This is a genomic window from Loktanella sp. DSM 29012 (genome assembly GCF_900110705.1).
GTDB lineage: Bacteria > Pseudomonadota > Alphaproteobacteria > Rhodobacterales > Rhodobacteraceae > Loktanella > Loktanella gaetbuli.
Genome location: NZ_FOEJ01000002.1, coordinates 90,132 through 105,969, shown reverse-complemented (window position 1 = coordinate 105,969; position 15,838 = coordinate 90,132). Strand labels below are relative to the sequence as shown.

Here is a 15,838-nt window from a genome sequence, read left to right as displayed (position 1 = left end):
CGCAAACCCCGCAAATAAGCCGATGCCGTGTCGCGAGTGACATAGCCGTTGTGCGCGATTTGTCCACCGGTCAGTGGAACCTAGCCCAAGATCCGCGCGACCATCTCGGTGGTGTCGCGCGACAGGTTGGGGGTGCGTGCGATGCGCGTCAGGGCCGCACGCATCAGTTCCTGTCGGGTCGCGTCATAGCGGGCCATCGCGTCAAAGGCCGTGACCATGCGTGCCGTGGTTTGCGGGTTCAACGGATCGAGTTTGATCAGCCAGTCTGCCAACAGGTCATAGCCCGCCCCGTCCTGGCGGTGAAACCCGGCCATATGCCCGGCGAGGGCCCCAAAAACGCTACGGAATCGGTTGGGGTTTTTCCAGTCGAACGCCGGGTCGCGGGTCAGGGATTCCGCGCGTGTGACCGTCTCGGCCGGATCAGACCGGGCGATCTGCAGGCCGAACCATTTGTCCATCACCAGCCGATCACCCTGCCATTGCGCGCGAAAGGCCGCCAGCGCCTCTTGTCCGGCACCAATGTCCAGCAGACAATCCAATGCCGCGATTTGTTGGGTCATGTTGTCGGCACCCTCATACTGGGCCGCCGCGCGGTGCCCTGCGTCCAGCAGCGTGAGGTAGGACAAAACGGTATTGCTCAATGTCCGGCGGCCTGCGTCCTCGGCCCTTGGGTCATAGGGGCCGGGCACCTGCATTGTCGCAAAGACCGCATCCATCTGCGCATCCAAAGCTGTCGCGATGGCTTGCCGCACCTGCCGACGTGCGCTGTGGATCCTCTCAGGATCGGGCGTTTCGCCCGCGCGCACCAGTGCATCAGCGACGTCCTGTTCACTGGGCAGGGCCAGGATGCGGGCACGAAACGCCGGATGCAGCTGGTCATCCGTTAGTGTCGCGCGCAACCCGTCCAGATAGGCCGGATCGGGTGCCTTACCATCGCGCACGGCGGCCAGCAGCACATCGCGGGCCAGCATGCGTCCGGCCTCCCATCTGTTGAACGGATCGCTGTCATGCGCGAGCAGGACGCCACGGTCCGCTGCGGACTGCGTGTGGTTCAGGATGACGGGTGCGGAAAAGTCGCGCAAAACCGACGGGATCGGCCGCGCCGCGAGGTCTGCAAAGGTGTAGGTCTGCCGCGCCTGCGTCATTTCCAGCATCCGGGTCGGCACGACCTCGGATCCATCGGGTGCCAGCAGACCCACGGCCACGGGAATATGCAGCGGCTGTTTGTCCGGCTGCCCCGGCGTGGGGGGTGTCATCTGTGCGAGCGTCAGGTGATATGTGCCGTCCACGAAATCATCGGTCACGGTGATCTGCGGCGTGCCTGCCTGCGCGTACCACAGTGCGAATTGTGTCAGATCACGCCCCGTCGCATCGGTGAAACATTGCAACCAGTCTTCGATTGTGGCGGCCTGACCATCGTGGCGGTCGAAATACAGCGTCAGGGCCGCGCGGTAACCGTCGTCGCCAACCAGTCGTTTAAGCATGCCGACCAGTTCGGCACCTTTTTCGTAAACGGTCGCCGTGTAGAAATTGTTGATTTCGACAAAGCTGGCGGGCCGGACGGGATGCGCAAGGGGGCCGGCATCCTCGCGGAATTGACGGGCACGCAGGGTCAGCGCGTCGTCGATCCGTTTGACAGCATGGCCGCGCAGATCGCCGGTAAAGGTCTGATCGCGGAACACGGTCAGACCTTCTTTCAGGCACAGCTGGAACCAGTCGCGACAGGTGATGCGGTTGCCAGTCCAGTTATGAAAATACTCGTGTGCGATGATCGCCTCGATCCGTTCGAAATCCGCATCGGTCGAGGTGTCGGATTTCGCAAGAACGCAGCTGGAATTGAAGATGTTCAAACCCTTGTTTTCCATGGCACCCATGTTGAAGTCATCGACGGCGACGATGTTGAACAGGTCCAGATCATATGCGCGACCATAGACCTGTTCGTCCCAGACCATCGACGCCTTGAGCGCGGCCATGCCAAAGGCACATTTGTCCAGATCACCGGGGCGTACCCAGATGTTCAGGGCGACGTCGCGCCCCTCTGTCGTGGTGAAACGATCACTGTGCGCGACCAGATCACCCGCAACCAAGGCAAACAGATATGCTGGCTTGGGCCAGGGATCGTGCCATTCCGCCCAGCCATCGCCCGAGGCGACCGGGTTTCCGTTGGACAGCAGAACAGGCATGTCGCCTTCGATGCGGACGGAAAAGATCCCCATCACGTCAGGGCGGTCGGGATAATAGGTGATCTTGCGGAACCCTTCGGCCTCGCATTGGGTGCAATACATGCCGCCCGACATATAAAGTCCGTCCAGCGCGGTATTGGCGGCGGGCGCGATTTCGACGTCGGCCTCCCAGACGAACGGGCCGTCAGGGACAGGGCAGGTGAGACCCGTGGCGGTGATTTCGGGCGTGACGGGCTGACCATCGATCGTGGCCCCGATCAGTTTCAGGTTTTCACCGTCCAGATAGAACCGATCCTGCGTGCCTTCGGGATTCGGCCGGAACGCGATGCGCGACACCACCCGCGTGGTCTCAGGATCCAGCCGGAATGTCAGATGCACGCTGTCGACCAGCCAACCGGGTGCTGCGTAATCCGCCAGGTAGACGGTTTGCGGTGCGCTGTCTTTCATGACTTTGTCCTGATAATGGGCTGGGTTTTGCGGCCACGGTATGTTCAACATTGATTAGTCGCAAGACGCGCTATTTTCATGCAGAACACGGAATTGAAAGAAAAGGAGCCGGACCATGTCAGCCCCAAAGACGGATCTGGACAAACAAGAAAAACGCCATCGCGGTGCCCTGACAGGGATCGGCACCGTCGTCATCTTCGCGCTGCTGTTGCTGGCGACCTTACTGTTTTTCCTGTCCGCAGACGGAAACGAGCCTGAAGGCGCAGAGGTGCAGATTGATGGTCGCACCGGTACCGAGCTGCCGGCCGAAACCGAATAATGCCCAAGATGCGCAAGAAAACGGATCTGCCATCCAAGGTCTGCGTGACCTGTGGCAGACCGTTTGTCTGGCGCAAGGCCTGGGCCAAGGTCTGGGACGATGTGAAATATTGTTCTGACAAATGCCGTGCGATGCGGCGGACATCCGGCTGAATCCAGCCCAAACATGACAGGAGCTGCCATGACGCAGATCAGCCAGGCGCAGGCGCGCACGATCATCGACACCGCTTTTGCAAAAGGCGATGCCTTGGGGCTCAAGCCGCTGTCCGTCGTGGTGCTGGATGCCGGTGGGCATGTGCTGGCCTTTAGCCGCGCGGACGGTGCAGCACCCGGTCGTTTTGCGATCGCCCATGGCAAGGCCTACGGTGCCGTGATGCTGGGCATGGCCGGAACCGCCCAGATGAAACGGGCCGAGGATCAGGCCTATTTCATGGCCGCCGTGAACGGTGTTTTCGGCGGACAGGTCGTGCCTGTTCCAGGGGGCGTGTTGGCGCGCCATGATGGTGCAGTCATCGGGGCCGTGGGTGTGACCGGCGATACCTCTGACAATGACGCGATCTGCGCGGTGGCCGGTCTGGAAGCGGCAGGTCTGTCGGCCGAAATCTGACGCTGCAGGTCTCGCTTTGCAGTCGCAGCACAATCGCGTTACGCTTTGCAAAACCTGATCGAAAGGATTGCATCGCGTGTCCCGTCCCGTCATCGGCGTTATCGCCAATTCGCATTTGCTGAATGATACCTATGCGGTGCAGGCCGTGGGTGACATGAACCTCGAAGCGATTGCTGCGGTCTGCGACGCCTTACCGATTATCGTACCGGCCCTGCCGGACATCGTCGCCTTGCCTGACCTGATGAACAGTTTCGACGGGTTCATCTTTCCGGGTGGGCGTCCGAACGTACACCCCGAAGAATACGGCGAAGAACCCACCCCGGCGCATGGCGAATTCGACCGTGCGCGCGACAGGCTTGCGCTTCCTTTGATCCGCGCCTGTGTCGAGGCGGGTTTGCCGATCCTTGGTATCTGTCGTGGTTTTCAGGAAATGAACGTCGCATTCGGCGGCTCGCTGTATCCTGAAATTCGTGATCTCCCGGGACGCGACAACCATCGCATGCCGCCCGACGGCACCATCGCGGAAAAGTTTGCCATGCGGCATACCATCAGTTTCACGCCCGGGGGGGTGTTTCACCGGCTGATGGGGGCGGAACAGGTCGTCACCAATTCGCTGCACGGGCAGGGGATCAAGACACCTGGCAGCCGCGTCGTGATCGAAGGCTGGGCCCCGGACCAGACGCCAGAGGCGGTTCATATCGCCGACGCGCCCGGCTTTGCGCTGGGCGTGCAGTGGCACCCGGAATATCAGGCCGGGATCGACCCCGTGTCGCGTCCGCTGTTTGCGGCCTTTGGCGATGCTGCGACAAACTGGGCGAATGGCAAACGCAGTCCGGTCAGGCAGATCGCCTGACCGTCAATCGTTTTCATCTGCGTTTATCGCAGGTTGCCGGCCAAAAGCAGTTGTGCCTCGTGGCGTCGCAGGCAGCGCCGGGCCGTATCGCCGTAGTGATGCACATCAGCACGCAGATCAGGGAACAGGTCAAACAGTTCCGCGCGCGCGCGGTCCGTGATCCCGTTCATGCCGACGTCGCCGGGATGGAAACTTTCGGTGGCCGCGCCGTTGGCGAAAATCACCTCGTGGCAGTCGAACATCATGTGGATGTAGGTGACGTCGCCGCCTGTTTCCTGCGTGACATCGTGACCGTCCAACAAATGCTTGGCGGGGACCAGAACCTCTGACTCACCAAACAGCAGTTCCGCACGGTACCCTTGGAACAGCATCCGATGCTGCGGCGACACGAGCAGATCAGTCTCTTGGCCGGTCACCACCCCGGGACGGATGCGGATCGGCGCAAAACGGCCGCGCGCGGGCACGGTGCGGGACTGGATCCAGCGGATAGGTTGCAGGCCGTGATCGCGGGTCACGACCATATCGCCGACCCGCAGGGTTGCCACATCGCGCGCTCCGCGCGGCGTGGCAATCATCGCACCGGGGGTAAAGCAGATGATTTCCTCGATATCGCTAAAATTCAGCGTCGTGCCGTCGTCCAGCGTCGCGGTGCCGGAATAGCTGCCATTCGCATCGATGGTCGCATCGGCAAGGATCTGGTTGAGGTTGCCAAGGCGGCCCAGCACAAGCCGGTCGCCTGTCGTTTCGTCACCGCCGCCGCCAAAGATGTTGATCGTCTCGGTGCCGGGCTGGTCGGTAATGACAAACGTATCGTCGCCGTCGCCACCGCTGACGTTATCGCCTTCGCCGACGGTGATGATGTCGTTGCCGGCGCCCGCGTCGATGCTGTCACCTTCGGCACCGAGGTCGATGGTATCGTCGCCTGCACCTGTGCTGACCGTCTGGCTGCCAGCATCCCCCGTCACGGTGTCGTTGCCTGCGCCCGTGCTGACGGCCTCGACTTCGGCAAAGGTGGCCAGATCCGGGCCATTTGATACAGTGCCCGATTCCGCCCCGTCAAAGGCAACGGTCACATCCTGCGTCAGGCCGCTGCCGTCCAGGACGTCGCCGCGGGTTTCGCCAGCCTCACCGCCGACGAGGGTGTCGTTACCGAACACGTCGTTCAGCACCAGATCATCGTCGCCGTCGCCGCCAAAGATGCTGTCGTTGCCAGCGCCGCCATAGATTTCGTCGGCACCGTCCTCGCCATAGATTTCGTCGTCGCCCAGCCCCGCGAACACGGTGTCGTTTCCGGCCCCGGCCTCGATCAGGTCGTCGTCGCCTGTATCGCCCGGAATGATTGCGTCGCCTGCGTCCACGCGGTCGCCATCGGGGTCGCCGATATAGGCCGCGTCGATCGTATCATCGCCCGCTGTGCCGCTGACGGTGCCGTCAGGCAGGCGAATGCCGATGGCGGCCAGGGCAAAAGGCGATTGCAGTGTTACCGGATCGACACCCGACAGAAGAACGGTTTCACCGTTGGAGAACGTCAGCAGGGCGTTGCCGCCCTGATCGCTGACGGTCACGTCATTGGTATTGACGGGCAGGCCGTCCGGTCCGGTCAGGCCAGTCACATCCAGCAGATCGCGCCCGGTAAAGGTGCCGTCGCCGTTGTCGATAGGACCTTCGAAATCGAAAACGGTATCGTCCCCGCCACTGTCCTCGAGGACGATGGTGTCTTCGGCCCCGTCGGCGGCCCCAAGGCGGATGGTGTCGTTGCCAGCGCCACCTGCAACAGTATCGGCCCCGGTGCCTGCATCGATGCTGTCGTTGCCGGCACCTGCATTGATCGTGTCGTCGCCCGCACCTGTTGCGACGCTGTCGTCGCCAGCGCTGCCGCTGACCGTATCATTGCCAGCGCCGGTGCGGACCAGTTCCATTTGGGCAAAGGACGTCGTGTCGGTACCGTTTGTGATGCTGCCGCTTTCGGGGGTGGTCAGCGTCACGTCGACATCTTCGGTCAGGGCGCTGCCGTCCAGCACGTCGCCTGTCGTCTCAACGGCCTCGCCACCGGTGATGTCGTCGTTGCCAAAGCCGTTGAACAGCGCAAACACGTCGTCGCCCGCGCCGAGGTCGACGACGTCGTCACCTTCGCCACCAAAGACGGTATCGTTGCCGGACCCGAGGAAAAATTCCTCGATCTCGGTAAAGCTGACGTTGTTCGCGGCCTGCGTCAGGGTGCCGGTTCCGGTGCCGGTCAGCGACAGGGTCGTGTCAGCATCCACGGCAGTGGCATCCAGACGGTCGGCTGTCGTCTGTGAGCCGCCATCAATATTGTCCTGGCCGAAACCGTCATCAAAGACAAAGGTGTCGTCGCCAGCTTCGCCGGACAGGCTGTCGTTGCCAGCACCGCCCGTCAGCGTATCGTTGCCAGCCCCGGATGCGACGCTGTCGTCATCACTGGATCCAAGCACGGTATCGTTGCCGGATCCCAGACGGACGGCCTCGATTTCGGCGAATGTCAGTGTCTGGGCACCGTTCGACAGCGTCCCGCTTTCGCCGTCGGCAGCACCGTTCTGCGTCAGGTCCAGCGTCAGGTTCTGAGTCGTGGCTGTGGCATCCAGAACATCGCCTGTCACCTCTTGCGTTTCGCCACCGATTACCAGGTCGTTGCCGAAATCATTGTCCACAACAAAGGTGTCGTCGCCGCCGTTGCCGAACTGCTGGTCGTCACCGCTGCCGCCGACAAGCGTATCGTTGCCGTCGTCGCCGATCAGCTCGTCGTTGCCTGCGCCGCCGAACAGGGTGTCTGCGTCAGTCCCGCCATCGCCGCCGTCGACGATGTCATTGCCGTCACCGCCAAAGATTTCGTCGCTGCCAGCCTGACCAAAGAGACTGTCGTCGCCCGTGCCGCCGCGGATCGTGTCGTTTCCGGTTCCGGCCAGGACGTGATCGTTGCCATCGCCCGCATCAATGCTGTCGTTGCCGTCACCGGCCTCGATCAGGTCGTCGTTCTGCGTGTCGCCCGCAAGGATCGCATCGTCGGCATCGACGCGGTCGCCGTCGGGATCTCCGGTATAGGCCGCATCAATGATGTCGTCACCGGCGGTGCCGCTGACGGTGCCGTCGGGCAGGGGGATACCGATGGCCGCCAGCGCGAATGGCGAATTCAACTCTGCCGCGGTGACGCCGTCCAGCAGAACCGTTTCGCCATTGGCAAAGGTCAGCAACGCGCTGCCAGCCTGATCGGAGACGGTCACATCGTTGGTGTTGACAGGCAGACCGTCGGGGCCTTGCAGGTCCGAGACATCCAGCAGGTCGCGCCCGGTAAAGGTGCCGTTGCCGTTGTCGATCGGACCTTCGAAGGCGGTGATGACATCATCACCGGACCCGTCCTGCAAAACGACCGTGTCATTGGCGGCATCGTTCAGGCCCAGGTCGATCTGGTCGTTGCCTGCGCCACCGTCGATGGTATCGGCCCCAGCCTCGCCCGCGATCTGATCGTTGCCGGCACCACCGGCCATACTATCATCGCCCGCACCCAAGCTGACGTTGTCATCACCGGCACTGCCGATGACGCTGTCGTCGCCGGTGCCTGTCACGATCCGTTCAATCTGGCTGAACGTGAGGGTGTTGTCGGCGTCCGACAGCGTACCACTGCCATCGGGACCAAGGGTCACGGTCAGATCCTGCGTGACCGATTGCGCCGACAGCAGATCGCCCACTGGCAGCGTATTGTCGCCACCGGCAATGGTCGCATCCCCGAAATTGTCAGAGAGCTGGATCGTGTCGTCACCTTCGCCGGTATCGACGGTTTCGTCGCCAGCCCCGACGAAAACCACGTCGTCGCCGGATCCCAGCAAGATGTTCTCGATTTCGGAAAACGTGGTGACTTCGCCCGCGTAGGACAGGTCGCCGTCCTCGTTTCCGTCCAGAACAAGGGTGGCGTCATCGGTCAGGGCGGTGGCATCCAGCGTGTCACCAGCGGTTTCATCCAGTTCGCCGCCGACAATCGTGTCGTTGCCGCCACCTGCGGTCACGACAAAGGTATCGTCACCCGCGTCACCCGACAGCGTATCGTCGCCCGCACCGCCGTCCAGTGTGTCATTGCCGGAGCCGCCGAAGACCGCGTCATTGCCGAGACCGGCAAACACGGAATCGTCGCCGCCACCGGCCTCGATCAGGTCGTCGTTGCCGGTATCTCCAGCGAGGATTGCGTCGTTATCGTCAACCGTGTCACCGTCGGCGTCGACATAGCCAAGGCCGATCGTGTCGGCCCCTGCGGTGCCGCTGACCGTGCCATCGGACAGCGGAATACCCATCGCTGCCAGAAAGAACGGATTTTGCGCATCCGTGGGGGACACACCGGCCAAGAGCACGGCCTCTCCGTTCGGAAATGTCAGGCGCGCACTGCCGCCGTCGTCGGTCACCACGACGTCGTGATGGTTGACCGGATCACCACCAGCATCCAGCAGCCCCGCCACATTCAGCTGATCGCGCCCAGAGAATGTGCCGTCGCCATTGTCGAGCGGTGCCTCGAAACCCAGAATTGTGTCGTCGCCGCTTCCGTTGGTCAGAACCACGGTGTCGTCCATCAGGTCGGCAACACCCAGATCGATCAGGTCGTTGCCCGCGCCGCCTTGAACGCTGTCGGCGCCGATGCCTGCATCGATCGTGTCGTTGCCGCTGCTGCCGATGACGCTGTCGTCACCGGTTCCGGTTCCAATGCTGATGCCGCTGGCCGACGCCGAGGCATCGACCGTGTCGTCGAAGGAGGTTGTTTCCAGCCGCTCAATTTGTGTGAAATCGACGCTGGCTGTGGTGGCGTTGAAATCAACACGGCCTGCCTCTGCGCTGCTGTAGACAACGGTCACACCGTCGGTGGAGGACGTGTTGTACAGGTTGAGTGTATCGACATCGGTGTCGCCGACATGTTCGCCACCTTGAACCACATTGGAATCGTCTTGGTCGCCGACCGAAAAAAGATCGTTTCCGGCATCGCCATAAAGCGAGTCATTTCCACTACCGCCCAACAACACATCGTTGCCGGTGCCGCCAAAGAGGGTGTCGTTGCCGGTACCACCGGCCAAACCATCATCGCCGGCGTCGCCGTACAGAACGTCATCGCCCACTTCGAGTTCGATATCGCCGATAACGTCGTTGCCGTCACCGCCAAAGACGACATCGTTTCCTGCTTCGCCCAGAATGAAATCCGCGCCTGCGTCGCCGCTGATCGTGTCATCACCTGTGCCACCGGCCATGAGATCGTCGCCGCTGCCGCCGCTCAGCCGGTCATTGTCTTGGCCGCCGTCGAAAACATCGTTTCCATCGCCGCCGATCAGACTGTCCGCGCCGATTCCGCCGTACAGGCTGTCGTTGCCCAGGCCACCGTCAATCGTATCCGTGCCGGCGTCGCCAAACAGCGTGTCGTCGCCTTCCTGTCCATTGATAAAATCGTTGCCGGTTCCGCCATAAACCTCGTCCGCGCCACCACCGGCCCAAAAGATGTCACTGCCCGCGCCGCCGAAAAACGTATCGGCGCTGATACCGTCTTCAAAACCGGGTTCGTCGTCGATGAAGTCATCGCCATCGCCGCCGTAAATGGTGTCACTACCGGCGCGGCCCGTCAGGTTGTCATTGCCGCCGCCGCCATACAGAACGTCGTCACCAGCGCCGCCGTCGATCGTGTCGTCGCCGGGTGTCGGTGCGATGGTCGTGAATGTCACGTCGGACAGGTAAACCGCGTGATTCGTCGTGCCGCCATTCGCGTTGTTGAAGTTGATAACGATCGAGCTGACTGGTCCCGCAACCTGAAAATATGCCGCGCCGTCAGCTTCGTTCGCTTCATCGCTGTCCAGCGACGCCGTGACGGTCTGCCCGCTTTGCGTGTCGTTGCTGCCCGTTGGGCGCGTGATCGTGACAGGCACCTCGACGCCGTCGCTATTGTAGGCCGTGACAACAACCTGGTCATAGAAATTGTTGGTGCCGTCGGAAACGCCGTCGATGTCGGTGATCCAGAAACCGACATTGCTGACCGCATCCGTGACCCCGCTGTTGGGGTCGGCCGCGAAATCAATGGTTGTTGTGCCGGTGTTGCCTGCTTCGCCGCGCAAAAAGACCGAAGAGGTTGTAGAGATACCCGTCGTGCCGGTGAAGATCGGCACGTTCGAAGTCGTCGTTTCGACAAGGCTGCCGTCATCGCGAAAGCTGACAGAGACGTTGACCGACCCGGTGTCCTGAGTGAACCCGTTGCGCACGTTCGTTCCGGACGCAGCCTGTGTGGTCCAGCGTAGCGTTTCGGTCGCGACCGTGGCTGATGCCGGATCGTCGCCATAGAGCGTATCGTTACCGTCACCGCCCAGGATGGAATCGTTGCCAGCCTCGCCATAAACAGTGTCGTTGCCTGTTCCGGCATTGATGCTGTCGTTGCTGTCACCGCCATAGACGGTGTCGCTGCCACCGCCTGCGTTGATCGTATCGCGACCCGCGTTGCCGGACAGGGTGTCTGCGCCGCTGCCCGCGAAAATCGTATCGGCCCCGGTGCCGCCCATGACGGAATTGTTGCCTTCGCCCGCGTCGATGTAATCGTTGCCCGCGCCAGCATCGATGCGGTCATTACCTTGACCGCCAAACAGGCTGTCGGTGCCCATGCCGCCGAGCAGGGAATCGTTTCCGTCACCGCCATAGAGGACGTCGTTGCCACCGTTACCGTTCAGCCGATCGTCACCGGTTCCGCCGTAGATCAGATCGTTGCCCGATCCGCCGAAAACCGTATCGGCCCCGTCACCAGCATAGACGGTGTCGTTTCCACGTCCCGCATCAATGGTGTCGCTACCAGTTCCAGTCTCGTTTGGGGTAGTGCCACCGTAAATGTAGTCGCTTTGTGCTGTACCAATGAGGGCGGTGTCATTGTTAGCGGTGCCGTAATAAATGCCAACGTCTGGGGCCGTCTGAACCGTGGCGCTCTGGAGGCCGGCGGGAAAGGGCGTGTCAGGCACAAAATGTACGCCGCCGTTCGTGCCGATCTGGTAGCTACCCGTTCGCGTGCCGTTACCGCTTGTGGACGTATAGCTTACGGTACCGGATCCCAGAATTTGGGCCGTGTCAAATGTGCTGAACGCAGTTGCGAAATCGCCTGCGTTCAGACGATTTCCGCGAAGATCGAGAACTACGCCACTAGGCATGATAAACCTCAACTCGTACGGCCCAGAGACAGACCGCTTTTCCTTTGAGGAATGAATAATTTTGGGGTTTGTCTGATTTTGGACCCGGCCGTGTTTTATCCATGAACGTGACGGTGATTTTGGGGCAAAAGCCCTGAAACAAGGCGAGACCGACACATTTTCAGGGCGAAAACCGTGGAATTGCCATGATCCACCTGAACAACCGTCCGGTGTTTTCGGCATTGGCCTAAGATGAAAAATAGCTGCGACAATTTGAAACCGGCGATCGCGCGCTGCCGTCGGCTCTTGAAGCTGCTGGCCGGGCTGCATAGTGTCTGGGGGACTTTGAAAGACACCGCCCGCCGGTGTCCCCCAGATAAGGCCTTCCCATGCAAGATCCGATCGAAACCCACATGAACCTCGTCCCGATGGTGGTCGAACAGACCGCACGCGGTGAACGCGCCTACGATATCTTCAGCCGCCTGCTGAAAGAGCGGATCATTTTCGTCAACGGTCCCGTGCACGACGGCATGAGCCAGCTGATCGTCGCGCAGCTGCTGCACCTCGAGGCTGAGAACCCGAAAAAAGAGATTTCGATGTATATCAATTCCCCCGGCGGCAGCGTCGTCGCGGGCATGAGCATCTATGACACGATGCAGTATATCCGCCCAAAGGTGTCGACGCTGGTCTGCGGCCTTGCGGCATCGATGGGTTCGGTCATCGCCATCGGTGGCGAAAAGGGGATGCGCTATGCGCTGCCGAACGCCGAATTTCTGGTGCACCAACCGTCTGGCGGCGCGCGCGGCACGGCGGCTGACATCCTTATTTCGGCCAAAAGCATCGAAAACACACGCGAACGCATGTACAAGCTTTACCAAAAGCACACGGGCCAATCCTACAAGGAAGTCCAGAAGGCGCTGGACCGTGACAAGTGGATGTCCCCCGAAGAAGCCCTCGAATGGGGCCACATCGACGAAATCGTGACAAACCGCGATAAAGCCGAAGATTGATCACGCATCTCGGGTGCCATGATCACACAGACCTGAACAGGGTCACCGATTGCGTCTTTTTGGCGTTGTGACCCGGAACGCGCTGTCCTACTCTGACAAACCAAGGACAGCGCGACACCAAACTGGCCCCGGCGCCAAAGGATACGACATGGCAACCACCACCGGTAGCGACAGCAAGAACACCCTCTACTGCAGCTTTTGCGGCAAGAGTCAGCACGAGGTGCGCAAGCTGATTGCGGGCCCGACCGTTTTCATCTGCGATGAATGCGTCGAACTCTGCATGGATATCATCCGTGAAGAAACCAAGAGCGCATCGCTGAAATCGGGTGACGGCGTGCCGACCCCGCGCGAAATCTGCCAGGTCCTCGATGATTACGTCATCGGTCAGATGCACGCCAAGCGGGTTCTGTCGGTCGCCGTGCACAACCATTACAAACGTCTGAACAATTCCGACAAATCCGACATCGAGCTGGCGAAATCCAACATCATGCTGATCGGGCCGACCGGCTGCGGCAAGACGCTGCTGGCCCAGACGCTGGCACGTATCCTGGATGTGCCGTTCACGATGGCCGATGCCACGACCCTGACCGAGGCCGGTTACGTCGGCGAGGATGTGGAAAACATCATCCTGAAACTGTTGCAGGCATCTGAATACAACGTGGAACGCGCGCAGCGCGGCATCGTCTATATCGACGAGGTCGACAAGATCACGCGCAAGTCCGACAACCCGTCCATCACCCGCGACGTGTCGGGCGAGGGCGTGCAGCAGGCCCTGCTCAAGATCATGGAAGGCACGGTCGCATCTGTCCCGCCGCAGGGCGGTCGCAAGCATCCGCAGCAGGAATTCCTGCAAGTGGACACCACGAACATCCTGTTCATCTGTGGTGGTGCATTCGCCGGTCTGGACAAGATCATCGCGCAGCGCGGCAAAGGGTCCGCCATGGGTTTTGGTGCTGACGTCAAGGATACGGAAGACCGCGGTGTCGGTGAAACCTTCATGGATCTCGAACCCGAGGATCTGCTGAAATACGGTCTGATCCCCGAATTCGTGGGCCGTCTGCCTGTCATTGCGACGCTGACGGACCTGGACGAAGAGGCGTTGATGATCATCCTGACACAGCCGAAAAACGCATTGGTCAAACAGTACCAGCGCCTGTTCGAGCTGGAGGACACCAAACTGACGTTCACCGATGATGCGCTGACGGCCATCGCCAAGCGCGCCATCGAACGCAAGACCGGTGCCCGTGGCCTGCGGTCCATCATGGAGGACATCCTGCTGGACACGATGTTCGAGCTGCCCGGCATGGATACGGTGACAGAGGTTGTCGTGAACGAAGAAGCAGTTGGCCCCGATGCGAGCCCGCTGATGATCCACGACGACGGCAAGAAAAAAGAGAAAGAGACCGCCAGCGCCTGAGGGTTGGCTGGTTCTCGGGATCAGAACAGGGCCGCTGCGGATGCAGCGGCCTTTTTTCATGGGGGTCACATGACAGTCAGACATATCACCACAGGTAGCCCGTTCGAGGCGCAGATCGGCTATTCGCGTGCAGTCGTGGCCGATGGCTGGGTCTATGTTGCGGGGACCACCGGCTATGATTACGCAACGATGAAAATGCCCGACGATATCGTGGATCAGTGCCGCAATGCGCTGGCCACCATCGGGCGCGCGCTGGTCGAGGCGGGCAGCAGTCTGGATGACGTGGTGCGCGTCACATATATTCTGCCTGATCGCGCGGAATGGGAAAGCTGTTGGCCGGTGCTTGCCGAGGCGTTTCGTAACGCGCGGCCCGCTGCAACGATGTTCGTCGCCGGACTACAAAACCCCGAAATGAAGATCGAGATCGAGGCGACAGCGCGCCTGCCGCGCTGAACCTGCTGGACCTTTTCATGCGATTGCGGCATGACGGGATCAGCCACAGACCGGAGACGACCATGGGTATCGCCCGCAACATCGCACGCATTTTCACTTGGTGGGACGGGCAGACCTTTGCCACCCAGTTCTGGACATGGCGCAAGGGCGAGCGTGTTGGTGAGGACGCCGGCGGCAATATCTTTTACCGCAATGCGGACGACAGCCGTCGCTGGGTCATCTTCAACGGTGAGGCAGAAGCATCGAAGGTCGCACCGGAATGGCATGGCTGGTTGCACCGCACCTGGGACGAACCCCCGACCGAGGTGCCGCTGGTGAAACAGCCCTGGGAAAAACCGCATCTGCCGAACCTGACCGGCACGCCGCAGGCCTATGCGCCTGCCGGGTCGCTGCGCCGCGCAGACCCTCAACCCAAGAGCGATTACGAGGCGTGGACGCCCGAATGATCCGCGCACTGGCGTTCGTCTTGGCGCTGGTTCCGATGGGGGCCACCGCACAGCAGGCTGTGTCGCAGCCCGGCGCTGAACTGCGCGTGCTGGACAAGGTGACAGGTCAGGTCGCTGATGTTGCGATGCAGGTTGGTGATGCTGCGGTATCGGGGCTGGTCATGATCCAGCTGAACGACTGCCGCGTGCCTGCGGACAATCCATCGGGCGATGCATTTGCGGAAATGTCGGTCACTTATGGCGATGACGCAACGCCCGTGTTTTCGGGCTGGATGGTTGCGTCAGCCCCTGCACTGAATGCAATGGACCATCCGCGCTACGACGTCTGGGTCATCCGCTGCACAGCCGCCTGATCCAGCGGGATCGGTCCGGGCGCGCCGAAATCTGCGACAATCTTCAACGCGGCGGCCAGTCTTTCCTCATAGGCTTGGCGCGGAATTTCGATGGCGCCAAGCGTTGCGAGGTGGTCGGTCACGAATTGCGTATCGAACAGGATGAACCCACGGGACCGCAGCCTGTCGACCGCGCAGAGCAACGCGACCTTTGACGCATCCGTCCGGGTGGAAAACATGCTTTCGCCGAAAAACGCGCCACCGATGGTTACGCCGTAGACGCCGCCCACCAGCTTACGATCCTGCCAGACCTCGATGGAATGGGCATGTCCCTGAAGGTGAAGTTGACGGTAGACTTCGAAAATCGGGGTACTGATCCAGGTTTCCGCGCGATCAGCACATCCACGCACCACATCGACAAAGGCCGCATCCGCAGTGACCTGAAACTGTCCCCGTCGCAGGGTTTTGCGCAGCGAACGTGACGCGTGGAATTCATCCAGCGGCAGGACGCCCCGTTTTCTGGGCTGCACCCAGAACACGTCAGTCGCGTCGCGGTCCTCGGCCATGGGGAAAACACCGGCCCTGTAGGCATGCAACAACAGGTCCGGTGTCAGCTGTTCCGTCACGCAA

12 protein-coding genes are annotated in these 15,838 nt (G+C 61.2%); 9 read left to right on the top strand and 3 right to left on the bottom strand.

Annotation, left to right across the window (positions count from 1 at the left end):
- Window positions 1-80 precede the first annotated feature (80 nt).
- The gene (gene pepN, locus BMX27_RS05185; protein WP_090158839.1) at window positions 81-2,630 is read right to left on the bottom strand and encodes an aminopeptidase N; all 2,550 of its coding nucleotides are present in this window, start codon (window positions 2,628-2,630) and stop codon (window positions 81-83) included.
- A gap of 115 nt (window positions 2,631-2,745) precedes the next feature.
- Between pepN and BMX27_RS05180 the strand changes: the two genes are divergently transcribed.
- The 4 genes from BMX27_RS05180 to BMX27_RS05165 all read left to right on the top strand — a co-directional run bounded on the left by BMX27_RS05180 (window position 2,746) and on the right by BMX27_RS05165 (window position 4,408).
- Window positions 2,746-2,949: a hypothetical protein gene (locus BMX27_RS05180; RefSeq protein ID WP_090158838.1), complete on the top strand. Its 204-nt coding sequence runs from the start codon at window positions 2,746-2,748 to the stop codon at window positions 2,947-2,949.
- Complete coding sequence (locus BMX27_RS05175) at window positions 2,949-3,101, top strand: DUF2256 domain-containing protein (protein ID WP_090158837.1); 153 nt, start codon at window positions 2,949-2,951, stop codon at window positions 3,099-3,101. The genes BMX27_RS05180 and BMX27_RS05175 overlap by 1 nt, the downstream gene beginning before the upstream one ends.
- A gap of 28 nt (window positions 3,102-3,129) precedes the next feature.
- The gene (locus BMX27_RS05170; protein ID WP_090158836.1) at window positions 3,130-3,555 is read left to right on the top strand and encodes a GlcG/HbpS family heme-binding protein; all 426 of its coding nucleotides are present in this window, start codon (window positions 3,130-3,132) and stop codon (window positions 3,553-3,555) included.
- A 76-nt stretch (window positions 3,556-3,631) separates the two neighbouring features.
- Window positions 3,632-4,408: a gamma-glutamyl-gamma-aminobutyrate hydrolase family protein gene (locus tag BMX27_RS05165; protein WP_090158835.1), complete on the top strand. Its 777-nt coding sequence runs from the start codon at window positions 3,632-3,634 to the stop codon at window positions 4,406-4,408.
- A 23-nt stretch (window positions 4,409-4,431) separates the two neighbouring features.
- Here the strand turns inward: BMX27_RS05165 and BMX27_RS05160 are convergent, their stop codons facing one another.
- Entirely contained in the window at window positions 4,432-11,571 is a 7,140-nt protein-coding gene (locus tag BMX27_RS05160) for a Hint domain-containing protein (protein ID WP_177172656.1), read from the bottom strand.
- A 368-nt stretch (window positions 11,572-11,939) separates the two neighbouring features.
- Between BMX27_RS05160 and BMX27_RS05155 the strand changes: the two genes are divergently transcribed.
- From BMX27_RS05155 to BMX27_RS05135, 5 genes are all read left to right on the top strand, one after another.
- The gene (locus tag BMX27_RS05155) at window positions 11,940-12,560 is read left to right on the top strand and encodes an ATP-dependent Clp protease proteolytic subunit (RefSeq protein ID WP_090158833.1); all 621 of its coding nucleotides are present in this window, start codon (window positions 11,940-11,942) and stop codon (window positions 12,558-12,560) included.
- Window positions 12,561-12,708: 148 nt separating this feature from the next.
- Window positions 12,709-13,977, top strand: coding sequence for an ATP-dependent Clp protease ATP-binding subunit ClpX (gene clpX / locus BMX27_RS05150; RefSeq protein WP_090158832.1), 1,269 nt, complete (start codon window positions 12,709-12,711; stop codon window positions 13,975-13,977).
- Between the two features lie 69 nt (window positions 13,978-14,046).
- Window positions 14,047-14,430, top strand: a complete 384-nt coding sequence (locus BMX27_RS05145; protein WP_090158831.1) for a RidA family protein — start codon at window positions 14,047-14,049, stop codon at window positions 14,428-14,430.
- 62 nt (window positions 14,431-14,492) lie between these two features.
- Window positions 14,493-14,876, top strand: coding sequence for an NADH:ubiquinone oxidoreductase subunit NDUFA12 (locus BMX27_RS05140; protein WP_056031171.1), 384 nt, complete (start codon window positions 14,493-14,495; stop codon window positions 14,874-14,876).
- A complete protein-coding gene (locus BMX27_RS05135; RefSeq protein ID WP_090158830.1) occupies window positions 14,873-15,229 on the top strand; it encodes a DUF2155 domain-containing protein in 357 nt (118 codons plus the stop codon). Before BMX27_RS05140 ends, BMX27_RS05135 begins: the two co-directional genes overlap by 4 nt.
- On the opposite strand, the gene aat is transcribed toward BMX27_RS05135, so the two are convergent.
- Window positions 15,193-15,834, bottom strand: a complete 642-nt coding sequence (gene aat, locus BMX27_RS05130) for a leucyl/phenylalanyl-tRNA--protein transferase (protein ID WP_218144647.1) — start codon at window positions 15,832-15,834, stop codon at window positions 15,193-15,195. The genes BMX27_RS05135 and aat overlap by 37 nt on opposite strands.
- Window positions 15,835-15,838: the final 4 nt, after the last annotated feature.

Coding starts and splice junctions, on each gene's coding strand:
- BMX27_RS05170 (WP_090158836.1), top strand. CDS start 3,130: ATGACGCAGATCAGCCAGGCGCAGGCGCGCACGATCATCGACACCGCT.
- BMX27_RS05180 (WP_090158838.1), top strand. CDS start 2,746: ATGTCAGCCCCAAAGACGGATCTGGACAAACAAGAAAAACGCCATCGC.
- BMX27_RS05140 (WP_056031171.1), top strand. CDS start 14,493: ATGGGTATCGCCCGCAACATCGCACGCATTTTCACTTGGTGGGACGGG.
- BMX27_RS05160 (WP_177172656.1), bottom strand. CDS start 11,571: ATGCCTAGTGGCGTAGTTCTCGATCTTCGCGGAAATCGTCTGAACGCA.
- BMX27_RS05135 (WP_090158830.1), top strand. CDS start 14,873: ATGATCCGCGCACTGGCGTTCGTCTTGGCGCTGGTTCCGATGGGGGCC.
- BMX27_RS05155 (WP_090158833.1), top strand. CDS start 11,940: ATGCAAGATCCGATCGAAACCCACATGAACCTCGTCCCGATGGTGGTC.
- clpX (WP_090158832.1), top strand. CDS start 12,709: ATGGCAACCACCACCGGTAGCGACAGCAAGAACACCCTCTACTGCAGC.
- BMX27_RS05145 (WP_090158831.1), top strand. CDS start 14,047: ATGACAGTCAGACATATCACCACAGGTAGCCCGTTCGAGGCGCAGATC.
- pepN (WP_090158839.1), bottom strand. CDS start 2,630: ATGAAAGACAGCGCACCGCAAACCGTCTACCTGGCGGATTACGCAGCA.
- BMX27_RS05175 (WP_090158837.1), top strand. CDS start 2,949: ATGCCCAAGATGCGCAAGAAAACGGATCTGCCATCCAAGGTCTGCGTG.